Source organism: Prevotella disiens (assembly GCF_900454955.1).
Taxonomy (GTDB): Bacteria; Bacteroidota; Bacteroidia; order Bacteroidales; family Bacteroidaceae; genus Prevotella; species Prevotella disiens.
Genome location: NZ_UGTL01000001.1, coordinates 613,899 through 634,884 on the forward strand (window position 1 = coordinate 613,899; position 20,986 = coordinate 634,884).

18 protein-coding genes and 5 tRNA genes are annotated in these 20,986 nt (G+C 38.9%); 22 read left to right on the forward strand and 1 reads right to left on the reverse strand.

Annotated features, from left to right (window positions below):
- Positions 1-12: 12 nt before the first annotated feature.
- From hpf to DYI03_RS02710, 20 genes are all read left to right on the forward strand, one after another.
- Entirely contained in the window at positions 13-309 is a 297-nt protein-coding gene (gene hpf, locus DYI03_RS02615) for a ribosome hibernation-promoting factor, HPF/YfiA family (RefSeq protein ID WP_021668110.1), read from the forward strand.
- Positions 310-410: 101 nt separating this feature from the next.
- Positions 411-484: transfer RNA gene (locus DYI03_RS02620), tRNA-Thr, on the forward strand.
- A 27-nt stretch (positions 485-511) separates the two neighbouring features.
- Positions 512-596: transfer RNA gene (locus DYI03_RS02625), tRNA-Tyr, on the forward strand.
- A 53-nt stretch (positions 597-649) separates the two neighbouring features.
- Positions 650-722 (forward strand) — tRNA-Gly (locus DYI03_RS02630).
- A gap of 7 nt (positions 723-729) precedes the next feature.
- A tRNA-Thr gene (locus tag DYI03_RS02635) sits at positions 730-801 on the forward strand.
- Between the two features lie 71 nt (positions 802-872).
- A complete protein-coding gene (gene tuf, locus DYI03_RS02640; protein ID WP_004357738.1) occupies positions 873-2,063 on the forward strand; it encodes an elongation factor Tu in 1,191 nt (396 codons plus the stop codon).
- Between the two features lie 50 nt (positions 2,064-2,113).
- A tRNA-Trp gene (locus DYI03_RS02645) sits at positions 2,114-2,186 on the forward strand.
- 15 nt (positions 2,187-2,201) lie between these two features.
- Positions 2,202-2,393 (forward strand): preprotein translocase subunit SecE, encoded by a 192-nt coding sequence (gene secE, locus DYI03_RS02650; RefSeq protein WP_004357801.1) that lies wholly within the window; start codon positions 2,202-2,204, stop codon positions 2,391-2,393.
- Positions 2,394-2,406: 13 nt separating this feature from the next.
- Complete coding sequence (nusG, locus tag DYI03_RS02655; protein WP_021668109.1) at positions 2,407-2,952, forward strand: transcription termination/antitermination protein NusG; 546 nt, start codon at positions 2,407-2,409, stop codon at positions 2,950-2,952.
- Between the two features lie 54 nt (positions 2,953-3,006).
- Entirely contained in the window at positions 3,007-3,447 is a 441-nt protein-coding gene (gene rplK / locus DYI03_RS02660; RefSeq protein WP_021668108.1) for a 50S ribosomal protein L11, read from the forward strand.
- 21 nt (positions 3,448-3,468) lie between these two features.
- On the forward strand, positions 3,469-4,161 hold the full coding sequence (rplA, locus tag DYI03_RS02665) for a 50S ribosomal protein L1 (RefSeq protein WP_004357752.1): 693 nt from the start codon (positions 3,469-3,471) through the stop codon (positions 4,159-4,161).
- An 18-nt stretch (positions 4,162-4,179) separates the two neighbouring features.
- On the forward strand, positions 4,180-4,698 hold the full coding sequence (gene rplJ / locus DYI03_RS02670; protein WP_004357754.1) for a 50S ribosomal protein L10: 519 nt from the start codon (positions 4,180-4,182) through the stop codon (positions 4,696-4,698).
- A gap of 60 nt (positions 4,699-4,758) precedes the next feature.
- Entirely contained in the window at positions 4,759-5,139 is a 381-nt protein-coding gene (rplL, locus tag DYI03_RS02675; RefSeq protein WP_004357713.1) for a 50S ribosomal protein L7/L12, read from the forward strand.
- A gap of 162 nt (positions 5,140-5,301) precedes the next feature.
- Positions 5,302-9,111: a DNA-directed RNA polymerase subunit beta gene (gene rpoB / locus DYI03_RS02680; RefSeq protein WP_021668107.1), complete on the forward strand. Its 3,810-nt coding sequence runs from the start codon at positions 5,302-5,304 to the stop codon at positions 9,109-9,111.
- Between the two features lie 25 nt (positions 9,112-9,136).
- Positions 9,137-13,495, forward strand: a complete 4,359-nt coding sequence (gene rpoC / locus DYI03_RS02685) for a DNA-directed RNA polymerase subunit beta' (RefSeq protein WP_004357765.1) — start codon at positions 9,137-9,139, stop codon at positions 13,493-13,495.
- A 303-nt stretch (positions 13,496-13,798) separates the two neighbouring features.
- Positions 13,799-15,115 carry a hypothetical protein gene (locus DYI03_RS02690; protein ID WP_021668106.1) on the forward strand — a complete coding sequence of 439 codons (1,317 nt, stop codon included), beginning with the start codon at positions 13,799-13,801 and terminating at the stop codon, positions 15,113-15,115.
- Positions 15,116-15,562: 447 nt separating this feature from the next.
- A complete protein-coding gene (locus tag DYI03_RS02695) occupies positions 15,563-15,886 on the forward strand; it encodes a DUF3467 domain-containing protein (protein ID WP_004357775.1) in 324 nt (107 codons plus the stop codon).
- A gap of 128 nt (positions 15,887-16,014) precedes the next feature.
- Positions 16,015-16,809 carry a TdeIII family type II restriction endonuclease gene (locus DYI03_RS02700; RefSeq protein WP_159105332.1) on the forward strand — a complete coding sequence of 265 codons (795 nt, stop codon included), beginning with the start codon at positions 16,015-16,017 and terminating at the stop codon, positions 16,807-16,809.
- Positions 16,810-16,815: 6 nt separating this feature from the next.
- Positions 16,816-17,691: a DNA-methyltransferase gene (locus tag DYI03_RS02705; protein ID WP_021668103.1), complete on the forward strand. Its 876-nt coding sequence runs from the start codon at positions 16,816-16,818 to the stop codon at positions 17,689-17,691.
- Positions 17,692-17,711: 20 nt separating this feature from the next.
- Positions 17,712-18,851: a DNA adenine methylase gene (locus DYI03_RS02710; RefSeq protein WP_021668102.1), complete on the forward strand. Its 1,140-nt coding sequence runs from the start codon at positions 17,712-17,714 to the stop codon at positions 18,849-18,851.
- Between the two features lie 161 nt (positions 18,852-19,012).
- Here DYI03_RS02710 and DYI03_RS02715 read toward each other — a convergent pair whose 3' ends face one another.
- Positions 19,013-19,234, reverse strand: coding sequence for a hypothetical protein (locus DYI03_RS02715; RefSeq protein ID WP_147287659.1), 222 nt, complete (start codon positions 19,232-19,234; stop codon positions 19,013-19,015).
- 649 nt (positions 19,235-19,883) lie between these two features.
- Between DYI03_RS02715 and rpsL the strand changes: the two genes are divergently transcribed.
- Entirely contained in the window at positions 19,884-20,267 is a 384-nt protein-coding gene (rpsL, locus tag DYI03_RS02720; protein ID WP_004357745.1) for a 30S ribosomal protein S12, read from the forward strand.
- Between the two features lie 215 nt (positions 20,268-20,482).
- Positions 20,483-20,959: a 30S ribosomal protein S7 gene (gene rpsG, locus DYI03_RS02725; protein ID WP_004357777.1), complete on the forward strand. Its 477-nt coding sequence runs from the start codon at positions 20,483-20,485 to the stop codon at positions 20,957-20,959.
- Positions 20,960-20,986: the final 27 nt, after the last annotated feature.

Consider the following 20,986-nt stretch of genomic DNA (forward strand, 5'->3'; position numbering starts at 1 on the left):
TAGGAGGGAATTATGGACATTAAAATTCAAGCAATTCATTTTGACGCTACCGAGAAATTAGAAACTTTCATCAATAAGAAAGTAGAAAAACTACAAAAGTCTCATGAAGACATTCAGAAAGTAGAGGTGCAATTAAAGGTTGAGAAACCAGCAACAGCAAATAATAAAAATGCAAGTATAACTGTTACAATCCCAGGAGGTACACCGTATGCAGAAAAAACATGCGATACCTTTGAAGAAGCAGTTGATTTGTGCTTAGATGCTATCAAGGTTCAACTCGCCAAAGTAAAAGAAAAGCAAAGAAAATAATAAAAAAACTCCATGTTTTCTTGGAGAATAAAAAATAAAACACTACCTTTGCAGCCGTTTTACGACTAAAAGTAAAAACGAGTAGCCAAACGGCTGCAATCGCCTCTTTAGCTCAGTTGGCCAGAGCACGTGATTTGTAATCTCGGGGTCGTTGGTTCGAATCCGACAAGAGGCTCTCTTAAAAAGAGAAACAGAATGGCTTGGGTAGTTTCCAGAGTGGCCAAATGGGGCAGACTGTAAATCTGCTGCTTCTAGCTTCGGTGGTTCGAATCCATCACTACCCACCAAAGAGTTTCGTTAAGACGACTTTCGCATGCGAACAGAGTTGAAACGAATTATTGCGGAAATAGCTCAGTTGATAGAGCACTAGCCTTCCAAGCTGGGGGTCGCGGGTTTGAGCCCCGTTTTCCGCTCACTCTTGCTGTAATAGCTCAGTGGTAGAGCACTTCCTTGGTAAGGAAGAGGTCCTGAGTTCAACTCTCAGTTACAGCTCTACATTTCTGTTCAATTACAGAATAGAAAGAAAAACAAAGATTATTCATTTATAAATTAAAAAATAAGCTATGGCTAAAGAGACATTTCAGCGTACCAAGCCGCACGTAAACATTGGTACAATCGGTCACGTAGACCACGGTAAGACTACATTGACAGCTGCCATTTCTAAGACTCTTCACGATAAGGGTTTCGGCGGTGAGGATGCTAAGTCTTTTGATCAAATCGACAACGCTCCTGAAGAAAAGGAACGTGGTATTACTATCAACTCTTCACACATCGAGTACGAAACAGAAAAGCGTCACTATGCACACGTAGACTGTCCTGGTCACGCCGACTATGTAAAGAACATGGTTACTGGTGCTGCTCAGATGGACGGTGCAATCTTGGTTTGTGCTGCTACAGATGGTCCTATGCCTCAAACTCGTGAGCACGTATTGCTCGCTCGTCAGGTAAACGTACCTCGCTTGGTAGTATTCTTGAACAAATGCGATATGGTTGAAGATGAGGAAATGCTCGAACTCGTAGAAATGGAGCTCGGTGAAATCCTCACACAATACGAATACGAGGAAGATACTCCTATTATTCGCGGTTCTGCTCTCGGTGCTTTGAATGGTGTTGAAAAGTGGACAGATAAGGTTATGGAGCTTATGAATACTGTTGATGAGTGGATTCAAGAACCTCCTCGTGCTACAGATAAGCCTTTCTTGATGCCTATCGAAGATGTATTCTCAATCACAGGTCGTGGTACTGTTGCAACAGGTCGTATTGAAACTGGTGTTATCCACGTAGGTGATGAAGTTGAATTGCTCGGTCTTGGTGAAGATAAAAAATCAACTGTAACAGGTGTAGAAATGTTCCGTAAGCTTCTTGATGAAGGTCAAGCTGGTGATAACGTAGGTTTGCTCCTCCGTGGTATCGATAAGGCTGAAATCAAGCGTGGTATGGTACTTTGCCACCCTGGACAGATTAAACCTTACAAGAAGTTCAAGGCATCTGTTTATATCTTGAAGAAGGAAGAAGGTGGTCGTCACACTCCATTCGGTAACAAGTATCGTCCACAATTCTACCTCCGTACTATGGACTGTACAGGTGAAATTACATTGCCAGAAGGTATTGAAATGGTAATGCCTGGTGATAACGTAGAAATTCAAGTTGAACTTATCTACGCTGTTGCTTTGAACGCTGGTCTCCGCTTCGCTATCCGTGAAGGTGGTCGTACAGTAGGTTCAGGTCAGATTACAGAAGTTTACGAAGATTAATTCGTTAAAATAATAGTGTTCTCGCAATAATTGTGAGAACACTATATTCTACGGGTTTAGCTCAGTTGGTAGAGCACTGGTCTCCAAAACCAGGTGTCGAGGGTTCGAGCCCTTCAACCCGTGCTAAAGAAAGATAATATGTTTAAGAAATTCTTAGATTACTGCAAGAACTGTTACGACGAACTTGCGCATAAGACAACATGGCCAACACGTGCCGAACTTACACATAGTGCAATGATAGTATTATCTGCTTCCCTAATCATTGCAGTAGTTGTGTTTGTTTTTGATTTTATATCACAGCATGTGATGAATTTCATCTATCCAAGCTAAATCATTAGAAAAAATGGCTAATACAGAAAAGAAATGGTATGTTCTTCGTGCCGTTAGTGGCAAGGAAGCAAAAGTGAAAGAATACATTGATGCTGAGTTGCGACAAAACGCGAAGTTAGCAGAACGTGTGTTTGAAGTGCTTTTGCCTACTGAAAGTCACGCTTCTCTTCGTAATGGCAAGCGTGTAGTAACCGAGAAGTTAAGTCTTCCTGGTTATGTGCTTGTAGAAGCCATTATGAATTCGGAGATTGCATCAACACTCCGATTTATGCCTAATGTTTTAGGTTTTCTCGGTGGGGTGGCTGAGCCTACACCTGTTAGGCAGGCAGAGGTAAACCGTCTACTGGGAAATGTTGAGGATACTGCACTTGAAGAAGTACAAGACATTCCTTATACAGTTGGAGAGTCTGTAAAAGTTACCGATGGTCCTTTCAGCGGTTTCCATGGTATCATTGAGGAAGTGAATACCGAGAAACATAAGTTGAAAGTGATGGTGATGATTTTTGGACGACAAAATCCGCTTGAGCTTAGTTTTATGCAAGTCGCAAAAGAAGAGTAAACTGTTACGAATACTCTCCTTTTATAATTATCAATTTTAAATATTAACAAAGAAATGGCTAAAGAAGTTGCTGGATTAATCAAATTACAGATTAAAGGTGGCGCTGCGAATCCTTCTCCTCCTGTAGGTCCTGCATTGGGTTCTAAGGGTATTAATATTATGGGTTTCTGTAAGGAATTCAATGCCCGCACCCAGGATAAAGCTGGAAAAGTACTTCCAGTTGTCATCACATACTACAACGATAAGTCTTTCAGCTTTGTTATCAAGACACCTCCAGCTGCTATTCAGTTGCTTGAGGCTGCCAAGATAAAGGGCGGTTCAGGCGAGCCAAACCGTAAAAAAGTTGCTTCTGTAACTTGGGATCAGGTAAAGGCTATTGCAGAAGATAAGATGTCAGACCTCAACTGCTTCACAGTTGAGAGTGCTATGAAACTTATCGCTGGTACTGCACGTAGTATGGGAATCACTGTAAAAGGGGACTTCCCTGGTAAATAATAATAAACTTCAGAAGTAAAAATGAGTAAACTGACAAAAAATCAGAAATCAGTAGCTGAGAAGGTTGAATTAGGGAAGGCATACACTTTAGATGAAGCATCTAAACTTGTTAAAGAAATTACTACAACAAAGTTTGATGCTTCAGTAGATGTAGATATTCGCTTAGGTGTTGACCCACGCAAGGCAAACCAAATGGTTCGTGGTGTGGTAACATTACCTAACGGTACTGGTAAAGTGACACGTGTGCTCTGTCTCTGTACACCTGATCAGGAAGCTGCTGCTAAGGAAGCTGGAGCTGATTACGTTGGTCTTGATGAATATATTCAAAAGATTAACGGTGGATGGACAGATATTGATGTAATCATTACAATGCCTTCTTGCATGGGTAAGGTAGGTCCTTTGGGTCGTGTACTCGGTCCTCGTGGTTTGATGCCTAACCCAAAGAGCGGTACTGTAACTATGGACGTTGCTAAGGCAGTAAGAGACGTAAAGTCTGGTAAGATAGACTTCAAGGTTGATAAGGCTGGTATTATCCACACCTCAATCGGTAAAGTTAGTATGACTGCTGAGCAGATTTTTGGAAACGCAAAAGAATTTATTTCTACCGTTATCAAATTGAAGCCTGCTGCTGCTAAAGGTACATATATCAAGAGTATCTTTATTTCAAGCACAATGAGTAAGGGTATCAAGATTGATCCTAAATCAGCTGAATAACTCTAAAAGTTTTGTAAAATGAAGAAAGAAGTTAAAGATACGATTATCACTGAACTCGGTGAAAAGCTTAAAGAATTTCCACATTTCTACCTCGTAGATGTTACTGGTTTAAATGCAGAAGCTACAAGCAATCTCCGTCGTAAGTGCTTCAAGAGCGAGATTAAAATGGTTGTTGTTAAAAACAATCTTCTCCACAAAGCTTTTGAGGCTTCAGATGTTGATTATGAACCATTGTATGGTTCTTTGAAAGGTAACACTGCTGTAATGTTTACACAAACAGCAAATGTTCCTGCTAAGCTCCTTAAAGAGTATTCTAAAGAAGGTATTCCAGCTCTCAAGGCTGCATACGCAGAAGAATCTATCTTTATAGGTGCTGACAAACTCGAAGAACTTGCAGCTCTCAAGAGCAAGAGCGAACTTATTGCAGATGTTGTTGCATTGCTTCAATCTCCAGCAAAGAACGTTGTTTCTGCTCTTCAATCTGGCGCAAACACCATTCACGGTGTGCTTAAGACTTTAGGCGAGCGTCCTGAATAAAACTTTATAAAGTCAAAATTACATTAATAATAAGAATAAAATTAAAATATTTAGAATAAAATGGCAGACATTAAAGCTATTGCAGAAGAGTTAGTAAACCTTACTGTTAAAGAAGTAAATGAGTTGGCAACAGTCCTTAAGGACGAGTATGGAATTGAGCCTGCTGCTGCAGCTGTTGCTGTAGCTGGTCCTGCTGCTGGTGGTGCAGCTGCTGGTGCAGCTGAGGAAAAGTCAGAATTTGACGTAGTTCTCGTTGACGCAGGTGCTAGCAAGCTTAAGGTTGTTAAGGCTGTTAAGGAAGCTTGCGGTCTTGGTTTGAAAGACGCTAAAGATCTCGTAGACGGTGCTCCTTCTACTATCAAGGAAGGCGTTGCTAAGGACGAAGCTGAAAACTTGAAGAAGCTCATCGAAGCTGAAGGTGCTAAGGTTGAGTTGAAGTAAGACTCTTCTAAGTGATTTTTTACTGAAATTTGGTAAATATCACTCACTTTATAACCAATACGGTTAGGATTTACCAAGTAGGTGAGTCCTAACCTTTTTGTGTCTTTTGACACTTTTCTATCGTATTTGTGGCTATTGTCACGAACATTTATAAAAAAATATATGGCAACAGAGAATAAACCCAGAGTAAACTTCGCCAGTGTGCAAAGTCCGTATCCATATCCGGACTTCCTGGATTTACAGTTGAAGTCGTTCCGCGACTTCTTACAGCTTGATACTCCGCCTGAAGAACGCAAGAATGACGGTTTGTATAAGGTTTTTACAGAAAATTTCCCTATCACCGACACTCGTAATAATTTCGTTCTTGAGTTCTTGGATTACTATATCGACCCTCCTCGTTATTCTATTTCAGAATGTTTGGAGAGAGGTTTGACGTATAGCGTACCTTTGAAGGCTAAGATGAAACTTTATTGTACTGACCCAGATCATGAGGATTTTGGTACTTTCATTCAAGATGTGTTCCTTGGAACTATTCCTTACATGACAAGTAATGGTACATTTGTTATCAATGGTGCTGAACGTGTGGTTGTTTCTCAGTTGCACCGTTCACCAGGTGTATTCTTCGGACAAGGTGTGCATGCTAATGGTACAGTACTTTATAGTGCGCGTATTATTCCGTTTAAGGGTTCTTGGATAGAGTTTGCTACTGACATCAATAACGTCATGTACGCTTACATCGACCGTAAAAAGAAATTGCCTGTAACGACAATGCTTCGTGCTATCGGTTTCGAAAGCGATAAGGATATTCTTCAAATCTTCGACTTGTGTGAAGAGATGAAGGTAAATAAGAAGAACATGAAAGCTGCTTTGGGTCGCAAGTTGGCTGGTAATGTGATGAAATCATGGAATGAAGATTTCGTAGATGAAGATACAGGCGAAGTAGTTTCTATTGAGCGTAACGAAGTTGTTGTTGAACGCGAAACAGAAATTACTGACGATAATCTTGATATTATCCTTGAAAGTGGTGTTTCTTCAGTTCTTTTGCACAAAGATGAAGATGTTGCAAATAAATATTCAATCATCTTCAATACACTTGCCAAAGACCCAAGCCACTCAGAAATTGAGGCTGTAAATTATATTTATCGTCAGTTGCGTAATGCAGATGCCGCTGATGATGCAAGTGCAAGAGAAGTATTCCAAAATTTGTTCTTCTCAGACAAACGTTATGACCTTGGCGAAGTAGGTAGATACCGTATTAATAGGAAGTTAGGACTTGAAACGGATATGGACGTTCGTGTCTTGACAAAAGATGATATTATTGAGATTATCAAATATTTGATAAACCTCATCAATTCTAACGCAACTGTTGATGATATTGACCACTTGTCAAATCGTCGTGTTCGTACAGTTGGAGAACAATTAGCAAACCAATTCTCTATTGGTTTAGCTCGTATGAGCCGTACTATCCGTGAACGTATGAATGTTCGCGATAATGAAGTCTTCCAACCAACAGATTTGATAAATGCAAAGACCATTTCAAGCGTTATCAATTCATTCTTTGGAACTAACCCATTGAGCCAGTTCATGGATCAAACTAACCCATTGGCTGAAGTAACACACAAACGTCGTCTTTCAGCTTTAGGTCCTGGTGGTCTTTCTCGTGAACGTGCAGGTTTCGAAGTTCGTGACGTACACTATACTCACTATGGTCGTTTGTGTCCTATTGAGTCTCCAGAAGGTCCTAACATCGGTTTGATTTCTTCATTGTGCTTGTATGCTAAGATTAACGACCTTGGTTTCATAGTTACCCCTTATAGAAAGGTTGTTGATTCTAAGGTTGATTTGGATAACGATCATGTTGTTTACATGACAGCTGAAGAGGAAGAAGACCTCCCAGTAGGACAAGGTAATGCTCCGTTGAATCCTGATGGCACCTTTATTCGTAGTTATGTGAAATGTCGTCAAGATGCTGATTACCCCGTAGTGGAACCAAGCCAAGTAACATTGATGGATGTTGCTCCACAACAGATTGCTTCTGTTTCAGCAGGTTTGATTCCTTTCTTGGAGCATGATGATGGTCACCGTGCATTGATGGGTTGTAACATGATGCGCCAGGCTGTACCATTGTTGCACAATGATGCGCCTATTGTTGGAACAGGTTTGGAAAAGCAAGTGTGTGAGGATTCTCGTACAATGGTAACTGCTGAAGGTGATGGTGTGATTGAATATGTTGATGCTACTTGCATTCGTATTCTTTACGACCGTACCGAAGACGAAGAATTTGTAAGTTTTGAACCTGCATTAAAGGAATATAAGATTTCAAAATTCCGTCGTACTAACCAAAATATGGTTATTGACCTTCGACCAATTTGTAGTAAGGGACAACGTGTTAAGGCGGGTGATATTCTTACTGAAGGTTACGCAACAGAAAATGGAGAATTAGCGTTAGGTCGTAACCTCCTTGTTGCTTATATGCCTTGGAAGGGTTACAACTACGAAGATGCTGTTGTTATTTCTGAGCGAATGGTTCGTGAAGACATACTTACATCTGTTCACGTTGATGAATATTCACTTGAAGTGCGTGAAACAAAGCGTGGTGTAGAAGAATTTACAGCAGATATTCCAAATGTAAGCGAAGAAGCAACAAAAGACCTCGATGAAAATGGTGTTATCCGCATTGGTGCAAGAGTTGAACCAGGCGATATTATGATTGGAAAGATTTCTCCAAAGGGAGAAAGCGACCCATCACCAGAAGAAAAATTACTTCGTGCTATCTTTGGCGACAAAGCTGGCGATGTGAAGGATTCTTCTTTGAAAGCAAATCCATCATTGAGTGGTGTTGTAATTGATAAAAAAATGTTTGCACGTGCAGTGAAAACTCGCGAAAGCAAACGTCATGATAAAGCAACTTTAGCTCGCCTTGATGAGGAACAAGAAGCAAAAATCAATGATTTGAAAGATTTGTTGGTAGATAAACTTCTTGAACTCACTGAAGATAAGTTATCACAAGGCATTAAAGATTACTCTAACGCAGAGATTATTACAAAGGGTAGCAAGTTTACTATTGCCGCTTTGAAGAACCTTGATTATGAAGGAATACAATCAAATGGTTGGACAGATGATGAACATACAAACCTTTTGATTCAAAAGCTTATTATGAATTTCATTCGTAAGTATAAGCAAATGGACGCTCAATTAAAGCGTAAGAAGTTTGCTATTACTATCGGTGATGAACTTCCATCAGGTGTGCTTCAAATGGCAAAGGTTTATATCGCTCGTAAACGTAAGATACAAGTAGGTGATAAACTTGCTGGTCGCCACGGTAACAAGGGTATCGTATCAAAAGTTGTACGTGCTGAAGATATGCCTTTCCTTGAAGATGGTCGTCCTGTAGACTTGGTATTGAACCCAATGGGTGTGCCTTCTCGTATGAACCTTGGGCAGATTTTCGAAGCTATCCTTGGTGCTGCAGGTCGTAACCTCGGTATTAAGTTTGCTACTCCAATTTTCGATGGTGCAAAACTTGAAGACTTAAAAGAATGGACTGATAAGGCTGGATTGCCACCTATGTGCTCTCGTTATATCTATGATGGTGAAACAGGTGAACGTTTCGACCAACCTGCAACTGTTGGTATTACCTACTTCTTGAAGTTAGGGCACATGGTTGAAGATAAGATGCACGCTCGTAGCATTGGTCCTTACTCTCTCATTACCCAACAACCTCTTGGTGGTAAGGCACAGTTTGGTGGACAGCGTTTTGGAGAAATGGAAGTTTGGGCTATTGAAGCCTTCGGTGCTTCTCATGTACTCCAAGAAATTTTGACCATTAAGTCTGATGATGTTATAGGACGTTCAAAGGCTTACGAAGCTATCGTTAAGGGCGAACCAATGCCAACACCAGGTATACCTGAGTCATTGAATGTGTTGCTCCATGAGCTCCGTGGTCTTGGATTAAGCATCAAACTTGATTAATTTGCACCCCCAAAATTAAAGAAACATGGCTTTTAAAAAAGATAATAAAGTTAAGAGTAGTTTTAACAAACTTACCATTGGACTTGCTTCACCAGAAGAAATTCTCGAAAATTCTTTTGGCGAGGTAACCAAGCCAGAAACCATCAACTATCGTACCTATAAACCCGAACGTGATGGCTTGTTCTGCGAACGTATTTTTGGTCCTACAAAGGATTATGAATGTGCTTGTGGAAAATATAAGCGTATCCGTTACAAGGGTATTGTCTGTGACCGTTGTGGTGTAGAAGTAACAGAAAAGAAAGTACGTCGTGAACGTGCTGGACATATCGAACTTGTTGTGCCTGTTGCACATATTTGGTATTTCCGTAGTCTTCCTAATAAGATAGGTTACTTGTTGGGACTTCCAACAAAGAAACTTGATAGTGTGGTTTATTACGAAAAGTACATCGTAGTACAACCAGGTGTTGTTGAAGGAATGAAAGACCCTGAAACAGGTGAAGACCTTAATGGTGCTAACAAGTTTGACCTTCTTTCTGAAGACGAATATTTGAATATCCTTGACAATAAATTGCCAGAGGGTAACGAAAAGTTAGAAAATTCAGACCCAAAGAAATTCATTGCAAAGATGGGTGCGGAAGCAATCTATGATTTGTTAATGAATATCGACCTTGACCGTTTAGCAGGTGAACTCCGTGACCGTGCTACAACCGATTCAAGCCAACAGCGTAAGACTGAAGCTTTGAAGCGTTTGCAAGTTGTGGAAGCATTCCGTCAATCAAAAGGTGTCAATCGTCCTGAATGGATGATAATGAAGATAATACCTGTAACTCCTCCTGAGTTGCGCCCATTGGTACCATTAGATGGTGGACGTTTTGCTACTTCTGACTTGAACGACCTTTATCGTCGTGTCATCATTCGTAACAATCGTTTGAAACGACTTATCGAAATCAAAGCTCCAGACGTAATTCTCCGTAATGAAAAACGTATGTTGCAAGAAGCTGTCGACTCATTATTTGATAATAGTCGTAAGTCTTCTGCTGTAAAGAGCGAAAGCAATCGTCCTTTAAAATCTCTCTCTGATTCATTGAAGGGTAAGCAAGGTCGTTTCCGTCAGAACCTTCTCGGTAAGCGTGTTGACTATTCTGCACGTTCCGTTATCGTTGTAGGTCCTGAATTGAAGATGGGCGAATGTGGTCTTCCTAAATTGATGGCAGCCGAACTTTACAAACCATTTATTATCCGTAAGCTCATTGAGCGTGGTATTGTGAAGACTGTGAAGAGTGCCAAGAAGATTGTAGACCGTCGTGAACCTGTTATTTGGGATATTTTGGAGAATGTAATGAAGGGACACCCTGTATTGCTCAACCGTGCCCCTACACTTCACCGTTTAGGTATTCAAGCATTCCAACCAAAATTGATAGAAGGTAAGGCTATTCAGCTCCACCCATTGGCTTGTACTGCGTTCAACGCTGACTTCGATGGAGACCAGATGGCTGTCCACCTCCCATTAAGCAATGAAGCTATCCTTGAAGCACAAGTTTTGATGCTTCAAAGCCATAATATTTTGAACCCTGCCAATGGCGCTCCTATCACCGTTCCTTCTCAGGACATGGTATTGGGTCTTTATTACATTACAAAGATTCGTCCAGGTGCGAAGGGAGAAGGTCTTTGCTTCTATGGTTCAGAAGAAGCAATCATCGCTCACAATGAAGGTCGTTGCGCCCTCCACGCACAAGTAAAGGTTATTGTTGATGACCTCGTTGATGGTAAATTGCAAAAGCGTATGCTTGAAACCTCTGTTGGTCGTGTCATTGTGAACCAAATTATTCCAACAGAAGTAGGATACTTTAATGGTATTATCTCAAAGAAATCTTTGCGCGGACTTATTGCTGATGTTATTAAGTCAGTGGGTATGGCTCGTGCGTGTGCTTTCCTTGATGGTATCAAGAACTTAGGTTATCGTATGGCTTACACCGCTGGTCTTTCATTTAACTTGGGCGATATTATCGTTCCAAAGGAAAAAGCCGACATCGTTGGTAAGGGGCAAGCGGAAGTAGACCAAGTGAAGGCTAACTATGAAATGGGTTTCATTACCGATAAGGAGCGTTATAACCAAGTTATTGATGCGTGGACTCACGTTAATAACAACTTGAAGGCGAGTGTGATGAAGCACATGATTGAAGACGATCAAGGTTTCAATGCCGTTTACATGATGCTTGATTCTGGTGCCCGTGGTTCTGCCGACCAGATTGCACAGCTTGCTGGTATGCGTGGTCTTATGGCAAAACCTCAAAAGGCAGGTGCTGAAGGCGCTCAAATTATTGAAAATCCGATTATCTCTAACTTTAAGGAAGGTATGTCGGTATTGGAATACTTTATTTCTTCACATGGTGCTCGTAAGGGTCTTGCTGATACGGCTATGAAGACTGCCGATGCTGGTTATCTTACTCGTCGTTTGGTAGACGTTTCTCATGATGTTATCATCACCGAAGCCGATTGTGGTTCACTTCGTGGCTTGGAATGTCGTGCGTTGAAGAATGGTGATGAAGTGATAGCTTCTCTCTATGAACGTATTCTCGGACGTGTTTCTGTTCACGATGTTATCCACCCAACAACAGGCGAACTTATCGTTGCTTCAGGCGAAGAAATCACAGAACCTAAAGCTAAGATGATTGACGAATCTCCACTCGAAATGGTTGAAATTCGTTCCGTACTTACTTGTGAAAGCAAGAAGGGTGTTTGTCAGAAGTGTTATGGTCGTAACCTCGCTTCTGCTCGCATGGTTCAACTCGGCGAAGCTGTCGGCGTTATTGCTGCACAGGCTATTGGTGAACCTGGTACACAGCTTACACTTCGTACTTTCCACGCTGGTGGTATTGCGTCTAACGCTGCTGCTAACGCTACTATCGTAGCAAAGAATGATTGCAAGATTGAATTTGATGAACTTCGCACAGTTCCTTTCGTTGATGATGAAGATAAAACTTGTGAAAAGGTGGTAAGCCGTTTGGCTGAAATACGTTTCATCGATGTCAATACAGGCATTGTTCTTTTGACAGAAGGTGTACCATATGGTAGTATCTTATATTTCAAGAATGGCGATAAGGTTAAGAAAGGCGATATGATTTGTCGTTGGGACCCATTCAATGCCGTTATCGTAAGTGAATATGCTGGTGTTCTCCGTTTGCACGATGTTGCAGAAGGTGTAACCTATAAGGCTGAAACCGACGATGCTACAGGTCTTACAGAACGTATCATCACAGAATCTCGTGATAAATCAAAAGTCCCAACAGTAGATGTTGTGCGCTCTGGTGCCAAGAAGGGTGCTGATGGTCAATATGCTCCAGAAGATATTTTCGGTACTTACAACTTACCTGTGGGTGGGCACTTGGAACAAATTGTTCAAGATGGTGCTGAAATCAAGACAGGTACAACCCTTGTTAAGATTCCACGTTCAGTTGGTGGTGCTGGTGATATTACGGGTGGTCTTCCACGTGTAACCGAGTTGTTCGAAGCTCGTAACCCATCTAATCCTGCGGTAGTTTCTGAAATCGATGGTGAAGTAGCAATGGGCAAGGTGAAACGTGGTAATCGTGAAATCATTATTACTTCTAAAACAGGCGACCAACGCAAGTATCTTGTAAGTCTTTCTAAGCAAATTCTTGTTCAAGAACACGATGCTGTGCGTGCAGGAACTCCATTGTCTGATGGTATCATTACCCCTGCTGATATTCTTTCTATTAAGGGTCCAACGGCAGTACAAGAATATATCGTGAACGAAGTACAAGACGTTTATCGTTTGCAAGGTGTGAAAATCAATGATAAGCACTTTGAAATTATCGTTCGTCAGATGATGCGTAAAGTTCGTATTGATGATCCAGGAGATACAATCTTCTTGGAACAAGAGTTAATCGATAAGCTCGATTTCTTGGAAGAAAACGACCGTATTTGGGGTAAGAAAGTGGTTATTGACGCTGGTGATTCTGAAAATTGCTATAAGGGACAAATCCTTTCTGTACGCAAGTTGCGTGATGAAAACTCAAGTTTGAAACGTCGAGACCTCAAGACAGTTCAAGTACGTGATGCTGTACAAGCTACTGCTACTCAAATGTTGCAAGGTATCACACGTGCCGCTCTTGGTACAAAGAGCTTCATGTCAGCTGCATCATTCCAGGAAACAACGAAGGTACTCAATGAAGCTGCAATTCGTGGTAAGAGTGATAATCTTGAAGGTATGAAAGAAAATGTTATTTGCGGACACCTTATCCCTGCTGGTACAGGTCTTCGTCAATGGCAAAAACTCATTGTTGGTTCTAAAGAAGAATATGTTCGCATGGAAGCCAACAAGAATAGTATTCTTGACTTTTCTGAAAAGCAAAACGATTAATCTCTTATTCAACTATCATAAAGAAAGAGTCTAACATTGGTTAGGCTCTTTTTTTATGCCTCTATTTTTCCTTCTTCTTTTATTTAGCCTTAATAGCTAATATAGACTTTCATGAAAAGTATAAGATTCATGTTATTCGTATTCTTTTTTTGCCCAAATATGAATAATTCATGAACTTTTGTTGTTTAAATAATATTAATTTTTTATCTTTGTAGTATAATACAAATTAAAAGTGTTTTATTACTTTTAAAATGATAAGATAAAAATAGTTATTCAAAAATTAAAATTTTAGACGAAAAAATTATGAAGCAAAAACTTTACTCACTTTTAGTCCTTTTAGGACTTAGTGCCACAATGCACGCACAAACTGAGCAGAAGCTTGTTATGAAAATTGCTCCAAATGCCACTGCTGTAAAATTCTCTTTTAAGTTAGATGGCGCAACAGAACTTAAAGTTGATTTTGGCGATGAAAGCAAGACCTTTACAGGCAATTCAACCGATTTCTCAGAGGTAGCTTATACTTTCGCTGCTCCTTTAGCAGAAGAACGTACAATAACAGTTGATGCAACCAATCTTTTTACACTTCGTGGTCCTGCAGCTGCAAGTAAAATTGTAGGTGTAACAGAGGTCGTTTCCGATAAACTTGCGAACCTTGAGTTGGCTTATTCTGATTTAACAACTCACTCAACGCTTGACCTTTCTAAATGTCCAAACTTGGTGAATGCAAGTCTTTCTAGTACCAATTTGACAGATATTGTTTTGCCAAAGAGCGAAAAATTAAGTTCTGTCATTGTGAGTCCTGGATTGACTGCTACGGGAAGTCTTAAAAGTATCAATTTAGAGGACGCACCAAATCTTACAACCATTGGTATTACAGGTGCATCAATCCAATATATTGATTTGAGCAAGCATAAATTGTTGGAAACATTAATATTTAATTTCCCTGTGAAATACAAGGGACTACGCCAAATAAAAGGTGCTAAAGACTTGCATAACATTAAGCGATTAGATCTTCGTCGTAATGAATTGGGCTTTGACCAAATTCCAAACTTTGAAAGTGATGTGCCACTTGAGCAATTCCAATATGGCTATCAAACGGCTTACTATCTTGCAAAAGATAAAATTAATGGTTATACTTTAGACCTTAGCCACCTCCAAACAGCTACAGGATTAACTCCAGAAGTGAAAAAGACAAAATTTACATTTAAGTGGAAGGCTAAAAAGGAGGATAAATATGCCGTAATTCCAGCCGAAAATATTAAGGAAGATAATGGTAAATACACCATCGACCCAACTCCGTTAGGTGTAGAAACGGTTTATGTTTACTTCCAAATGGAAAATATTGGTTATCCAGGCATTGGCATCAATAAAAATTATTTGGCAAGCTACATGTTAACCCTTGCTAAACCTAAGGTTGATGGCATTACCGCAGTGTCTGAAGAACCTATAAGTTTCAAAATTACAGCCACCGGTATCGATATTAAGGCTTCTGGCAAATCGTCTATCTTTAATATCAATGGTCAAAAGGTATGGGAAGGCATAGCTCCTGCTCGTGTGAGTTTGCCAAAGGGTATGTATATCTTGCGTACCGCCAACGGAATTACTAAATTTGTAATGTAATCATTCAAATTTATAACAACTTTGTCCTCAGTAAGTTTTTGCTTATTGAGGACTTTTTGTTTATTCTTTTCTTACGAAACTTTCGCTTTTTAGGAGAATATTCTTATCTTTGCATAACCTATAGCTGCACTCGGCAAATTGAAAATGAATTTTCTTTGCGCTCGTTTGCAATAGCTTTGCATAACCTATAGCTGCACTCGGCAAGGTGTGATGACGTTCAGCAAGTCGGTGTAGGGGCGGAATTTATTCCGTTCCTAATAACCAAAGTTCCTAATAGCCAAAGAATACTTGTTGTGGATAGGAACGTGATGACGAGTTGTTGAGCTTGCGAAAAAAATCACGCCCCTACAAGGTTTAAACAATTTTGCTGTGTATAATCTACACCTGCACTCGGCAATAGCAAAGAGGCAATACTGTACATCAGAAAGATTTTAAATTATATACAATATGGACAACAATAATCAAAATCAACAAGGACAGCAACTTCAAATCGACTTAAGTCCTGAAGTTGCGAAAGGAGTTTACACGAACTTCCAAATAATTTCACATTCTAATACTGAATTTGTGCTTGACTTCATTACCATGTTGCCTGGTCTTCAAAAGGCACAAGTAGCAAGTCGTGTTATCATTGCTCCTGAACATGCTAAACGTCTTTTGGCAGCTTTGTCAGAAAACGTAATGCGCTACGAACAAGAATTTGGTAAAATAGAATTGCCTAATCAACAACCACGCACAGCAACACCGTTCGGTCCAATCAAAAACGATGCTTAAAAGCCTCACTCTAACCCTCTCCGCATAGGAGAGGGATTTTCAATGTTGATTATAAAGCCACAAACATACTCTATGCGAATACTGCAACGGGGAATAGTAAATGGGGAATAATGTTAGAAATAAAAAATATGGAATATAAAGAAAAAGCAATAAGGGGTATTGTAGCATCGTATGTAAAAGCTTATGCAGCAGGATTCTCTGATAGGCATATCTCAGAAAAGGATAATGATAATGGTGTTATAAATATGAAGATTCATAATGTTTTTATTGCAGCATTAGGTTCTGAAATACAATATTATTCTGCTTTAGCACGTTCACTTGATAGTTCATTGGGAAATATGCTCGAGAAAATGGCTATCCAAATAGCAAGTCTTCATTACACGGTTAAGCAGCATGTAGAAGGTAAATTATATAAACAACAAACAGATTATATTGCGGAACTTCTCGAAGCGTATAAAAATCATACCCGTGTACCTTTGGTAACAGATTATAAAGGAATTTCTGGAAGACGAGGAGAAGTTCATACGAAGAGGCATGAAAGTGATTACTATCTAATAGACGAAGAAACGGACACTCATTATCTTATTGAGTTGAAAATAGGAGGAGACCTTGACAATAAAAAAGCTCGTTCAGAAAAAGAAGCCTTATTAGAGCAATATAGTATTCTTACAAATGAGTTAGGCAATGAAGATAAAGTTTGTATATTATTTGCCACTGCTTATAATCGGTATGGCGAAGATAAGGTTTGGAATCAAGGACGAGTTCGACAGTTTTTTGCACAAGATGAATTATGTATAAGCAAGGACTTTTGGAATCTTGTTTGTAAGTCAGAGAATGGATATGAGATAGTTATCGATGAATATAAAAAGAATGCTTGTTATATAGTAGATGCGTTGAATAAAATCAAAAATGTATATCTATAAGCGAATATGGATTTAAACAAATGGGAAAAAAGTGTTATTTGTGCTGATAGCAAGGATATAATAAAGAAAATTCCAGATAACTCGATAGATTTTATCCTTACTGACCCTCCATATAATATAGGAAAATTTTCAACAGGCAATATTCCTTTGCCAGGACGTTCAGAAATAAATAATGATGTTGCAAATTGGGATCATATAGATTTCAATCCTGAAGAGTGGGCAGAAGAATTTTGCAGAATAATAAAACCTACTGGTAATATTTTTATTTTTACCTCTTATAATCAGTTAGGTAGATGGTATAATTGTCTTGATAAAAAGTTTGATACGACAAACTTCATGATTTGGCATAAAACTAACCCCGCTCCTAAAATTTTCAAAGCAGGCTTTCTTAATAGCTGTGAAATGATTTTTACTTGCTGGAATAAACATCATACATGGAATTTTATTTCGCAAAAGGAAATGCATAATTTTATAGAAACTCCAATCTGTATGCGTCCAGAAAGACTTTCTGCCCCCAAACATCCTGCACAAAAGCCAATAAAAGTATTAGAAAAGTTGATAAAAATAGCAAGCAACGAAAATGATATAATATTTGATCCTTTTATGGGTGTTGGGTCTATAGGAGTTGCAGCTATGCGCTTAAAAAGAAAATTTATAGGTGTTGAAATAGAAGAAAATTATTTTCAAGCAGCTAAAAAACGTATAAATAATGAGTTGCAAATGCGAAACGAACATTGTGATTATGAAATTTTATCTGAAACACAAATGGTAAAAGAATCCACTCCAAATACAAACGATAGATATATTCAGAAGAAAAATGCAACTTTAAACACTACTTTGCAAAGTTGGATTGAGAATATAGAACGAGAAAGTACAGAATAAGTCAAAACATTCATATCAAAATGAAAGATAGACCAATGAAAAAGCTGCGTCCATTACTCAAATGGCCTGGTGGAAAAGAAAAAGAGTTAAAACATATCCTGCCTTTGTTGCCAAAATTTGAAAACTATTACGAACCTTTTGTAGGTGGCGGCTCTGTATATACAGCTATCAATGCTGAAAATATTTTTATAAACGATAAATCAACCGATCTTATTAGCTTTTATAATTGTGTGTCAGAGCATAATGATGAATTTTATTTTTGGCTTGAATCTATAAGTATTGCATGGAAGAATACTTATTCTTATGCCCAGAAGAAAGGAACTTTATATAAAAGATATTTAGATTTTCGTGAAAATAATATTGACGAAAAAGAATTAATTCTCTTATTGACAGAATATATAACAAGCGAAACAAACCAAAAACAGATAATACAAAATATAGGTGATAGCTTTATATGGCATAAAGAAAAACTTTTCAATATTCTTTTCAAAGCCATAAAAGATAAAATGTGCCGAATGAAAAAAATAGAAATAGAGCGTGGCATTTTATCAAACGAAGATGTGCAAAAAAATATAGAAACTGCTCTTATGAGTGGGTTATACACCTATTTTCGCTTTCTCTTTAATGACAGAAAATTAGCAAAAGAAATAAATCCCCTGCATACAGCATTCTTTATCTTCTTACGCTTCTACGCTTATAGCGGAATGTTCAGGTATAATGCGAAAGGTGAATTTAATGTTCCTTACGGAGGTATGTCGTATAACAAAAAAACTTTGGAACGCGAACTGCATTATTACAATTCAAAAGAATTAGCACAACATTTCAAAAGCACACATATATCGTGTTTAGATTTTGAAGACTTTTTCAATAAGTTTGCACCAACCGAACGAGATTTTATCTTTCTTGACCCTCCATACGATAGTGAATTTTCAACTTATGATAAAAACATATTCACACAAGCTGATCAAGAACGATTAGCTAATTATCTTATCAACAAGTGCAAGGCAAAATGGCTCTTAGACATAAAAGCCACCCCTCTTATAAAGTCGTTGTATGAGAACAAAGGCTTATCTATTACTTCGTTTGACAAAAAATATCAAGTCAGCTTTATGAATCGTAACGATAAAGATGTGCAACACTTGATTATAAAAAATTACTAACCCCTTCATTTCACTGCACATCTGCAAACACACTGCACAGGCGTACAAGCCTACATTTATGTGAAATCAAGCGGCGTTTGCTTCATTAACTTGACAAAAAAATAAAAAAGCGCCTCCCCAACCCTCCCCGTTGGGGGAGGGAGTCCCAATCTGCCCACTTATCAGTTATTTTGATAGGTGGGCTTTTCTTTGCTAAAATTGGACTCGTCTGATAAGTCCGACCCGCCCGACTCGGAAACACCCACTTCCACCAAACTTCCACCATCGAGCAAGCAAACTTGCGCTCCCTCTCCCAACGGGGAGGGTAGGGGTGGGATTTGGGGGGCTTTGGCTGTGGGGCTTTTGTTTACCGAAAAACAGACCAACTCCTCCGAATGTTTCATGCAAATTGCCCCCCTTTTCCTCTTATCCATTCTTTTCCATTTCAAAAGCCCCTGTTTTGAACTTCAAAACCCCTTGTTTTGACACACAAAACAATAGGTTTTACAATCTAAAAATGCCTATATTTATAAGTTGTTGATAGTCAGTGTTTTATAAAACTCATCACTTTTTTTCTGTGAAACAATCTGTTTTGTGGAATTTAGACCAACTTTCGCCCTGTTTTCTTCCTTATTCACTATGTTTTTATTTATTACTTCAAACTGAGAAAAGATTATTTCCTATTTTGTACATTAGGCTGATATGAATTCTTTCCCAAACTTTCTTCTGAAAGTTTTTCGTATTATGTGTGCTGTTACTAATCAATCCTACGATTTTTAAAAAAGAATCTTTAGTGGAAATTTAATATAATGAATTAAAACGGCATATTTACTCTATTCTGCATAGTTAATTACTCTTTTAAAAGTTATATTGTGTTAATTTTAAAATCTTCGCTTTTATTACTCTATTATATATGTGTTTGTTTCCCAAAAAGTTTGTACCTTTGCACACCGAATTACCTCCGTGGGAAAGTTACACCTTATATATAAGGGTGTTGCGGAGCGCAAAGCATTGAAAATAAACAAAATATATATAAAATAAAAAAGTACAATTATGCCTACTATTTCACAATTGGTAAAAAAAGGCAGAAAGGTGATTGTAGATAAGAGCAAGTCGCCAGCTTTGGACAATTGTCCACAGCGTCGTGGCGTTTGTGTTCGTGTTTACACCACAACACCTAAAAAGCCTAATTCGGCAATGCGTAAGGTTGCCCGTGTTCGTTTGACTAACCAAAAGGAAGTCAACTCATACATTCCAGGAGAAGGACACAACTTGCAAGAACACAGCATCGTGTTGGTTCGTGGCGGTCGTGTAAAAGACCTTCCTGGTGTACGTTATCACATCGTTCGTGGTACACTCGATACCGCAGGTGTAGCAAGCCGTACACAACGCCGCTCTAAATACGGAGCTAAGCGTCCAAAGGCTAGCAAAAAATAAAATACATTAAGCCTCTTCCCTCAAAAGGGGAGAAGCTCAATGAAAAAAGGCTTTCTGTTTAACAGTCGGTGATGGCTGGTAATGGAAGTTTGAAAAAGAAATAAAAGTTTTGCTGGAGATTTGTTTATAACAGGTTGAGTAAATGTTCAAGAGTGAACGTTGAAGAACGGAAAAGACGACAGCCTCCGCAAGCTAAAATAAATTTTTAAAATAAAATGAGAAAAGCAAAACCAAAGAAACGTGTGATCTTACCAGATCCAAAGTTTAATGACCAAAAGGTTTCAAAGTTTGTAAACCACCTTATGTATGATGGTAAAAAGAATACATCATACGAAATTTTTTACGCTGCACTTGATATCGTAACAGAAAAGAACAGCGACAAAGAAAAGTCTGCACTCGAAGTATGGAAGCAAGCACTCGACAACATTACACCACAAGTGGAAGTTAAGAGCCGTCGTATCGGTGGTGCTACATTCCAAGTACCAACAGAAATTCGTCCAGACCGTAAGGAAAGTGTTTCTATGAAGAATATGATTGCATTTGCGCGTAAGCGTGGTGGTAAGAGCATGGCAGACAAACTTGCTGCTGAAATCATGGACGCTTTCAATAATCAAGGTGGTGCGTTCAAGCGTAAGGAAGATATGCACCGCATGGCAGAAGCTAACCGTGCATTTGCTCACTTTAGATTCTAATCATTTTAATTAAAAAGGAAACGAAAA

Excerpts from the sequence above, each read along its gene's own strand:
- rplJ (WP_004357754.1), top strand. The coding sequence starts at position 4,180 with ATGAAGAAAGAAGTTAAAGATACGATTATCACTGAACTCGGTGAAAAG.
- rplL (WP_004357713.1), top strand. The coding sequence starts at position 4,759 with ATGGCAGACATTAAAGCTATTGCAGAAGAGTTAGTAAACCTTACTGTT.
- hpf (WP_021668110.1), top strand. The coding sequence starts at position 13 with ATGGACATTAAAATTCAAGCAATTCATTTTGACGCTACCGAGAAATTA.
- DYI03_RS02705 (WP_021668103.1), top strand. The coding sequence starts at position 16,816 with ATGGATTTAAACAAATGGGAAAAAAGTGTTATTTGTGCTGATAGCAAG.
- tuf (WP_004357738.1), top strand. The coding sequence starts at position 873 with ATGGCTAAAGAGACATTTCAGCGTACCAAGCCGCACGTAAACATTGGT.
- DYI03_RS02710 (WP_021668102.1), top strand. The coding sequence starts at position 17,712 with ATGAAAGATAGACCAATGAAAAAGCTGCGTCCATTACTCAAATGGCCT.
- rpsG (WP_004357777.1), top strand. The coding sequence starts at position 20,483 with ATGAGAAAAGCAAAACCAAAGAAACGTGTGATCTTACCAGATCCAAAG.
- DYI03_RS02715 (WP_147287659.1), bottom strand. The coding sequence starts at position 19,234 with ATGAAACATTCGGAGGAGTTGGTCTGTTTTTCGGTAAACAAAAGCCCC.
- DYI03_RS02690 (WP_021668106.1), top strand. The coding sequence starts at position 13,799 with ATGAAGCAAAAACTTTACTCACTTTTAGTCCTTTTAGGACTTAGTGCC.
- nusG (WP_021668109.1), top strand. The coding sequence starts at position 2,407 with ATGGCTAATACAGAAAAGAAATGGTATGTTCTTCGTGCCGTTAGTGGC.
- rpoB (WP_021668107.1), top strand. The coding sequence starts at position 5,302 with ATGGCAACAGAGAATAAACCCAGAGTAAACTTCGCCAGTGTGCAAAGT.
- rpoC (WP_004357765.1), top strand. The coding sequence starts at position 9,137 with ATGGCTTTTAAAAAAGATAATAAAGTTAAGAGTAGTTTTAACAAACTT.
- secE (WP_004357801.1), top strand. The coding sequence starts at position 2,202 with ATGTTTAAGAAATTCTTAGATTACTGCAAGAACTGTTACGACGAACTT.
- rplA (WP_004357752.1), top strand. The coding sequence starts at position 3,469 with ATGAGTAAACTGACAAAAAATCAGAAATCAGTAGCTGAGAAGGTTGAA.
- DYI03_RS02695 (WP_004357775.1), top strand. The coding sequence starts at position 15,563 with ATGGACAACAATAATCAAAATCAACAAGGACAGCAACTTCAAATCGAC.
- DYI03_RS02700 (WP_159105332.1), top strand. The coding sequence starts at position 16,015 with ATGGAATATAAAGAAAAAGCAATAAGGGGTATTGTAGCATCGTATGTA.
- rplK (WP_021668108.1), top strand. The coding sequence starts at position 3,007 with ATGGCTAAAGAAGTTGCTGGATTAATCAAATTACAGATTAAAGGTGGC.
- rpsL (WP_004357745.1), top strand. The coding sequence starts at position 19,884 with ATGCCTACTATTTCACAATTGGTAAAAAAAGGCAGAAAGGTGATTGTA.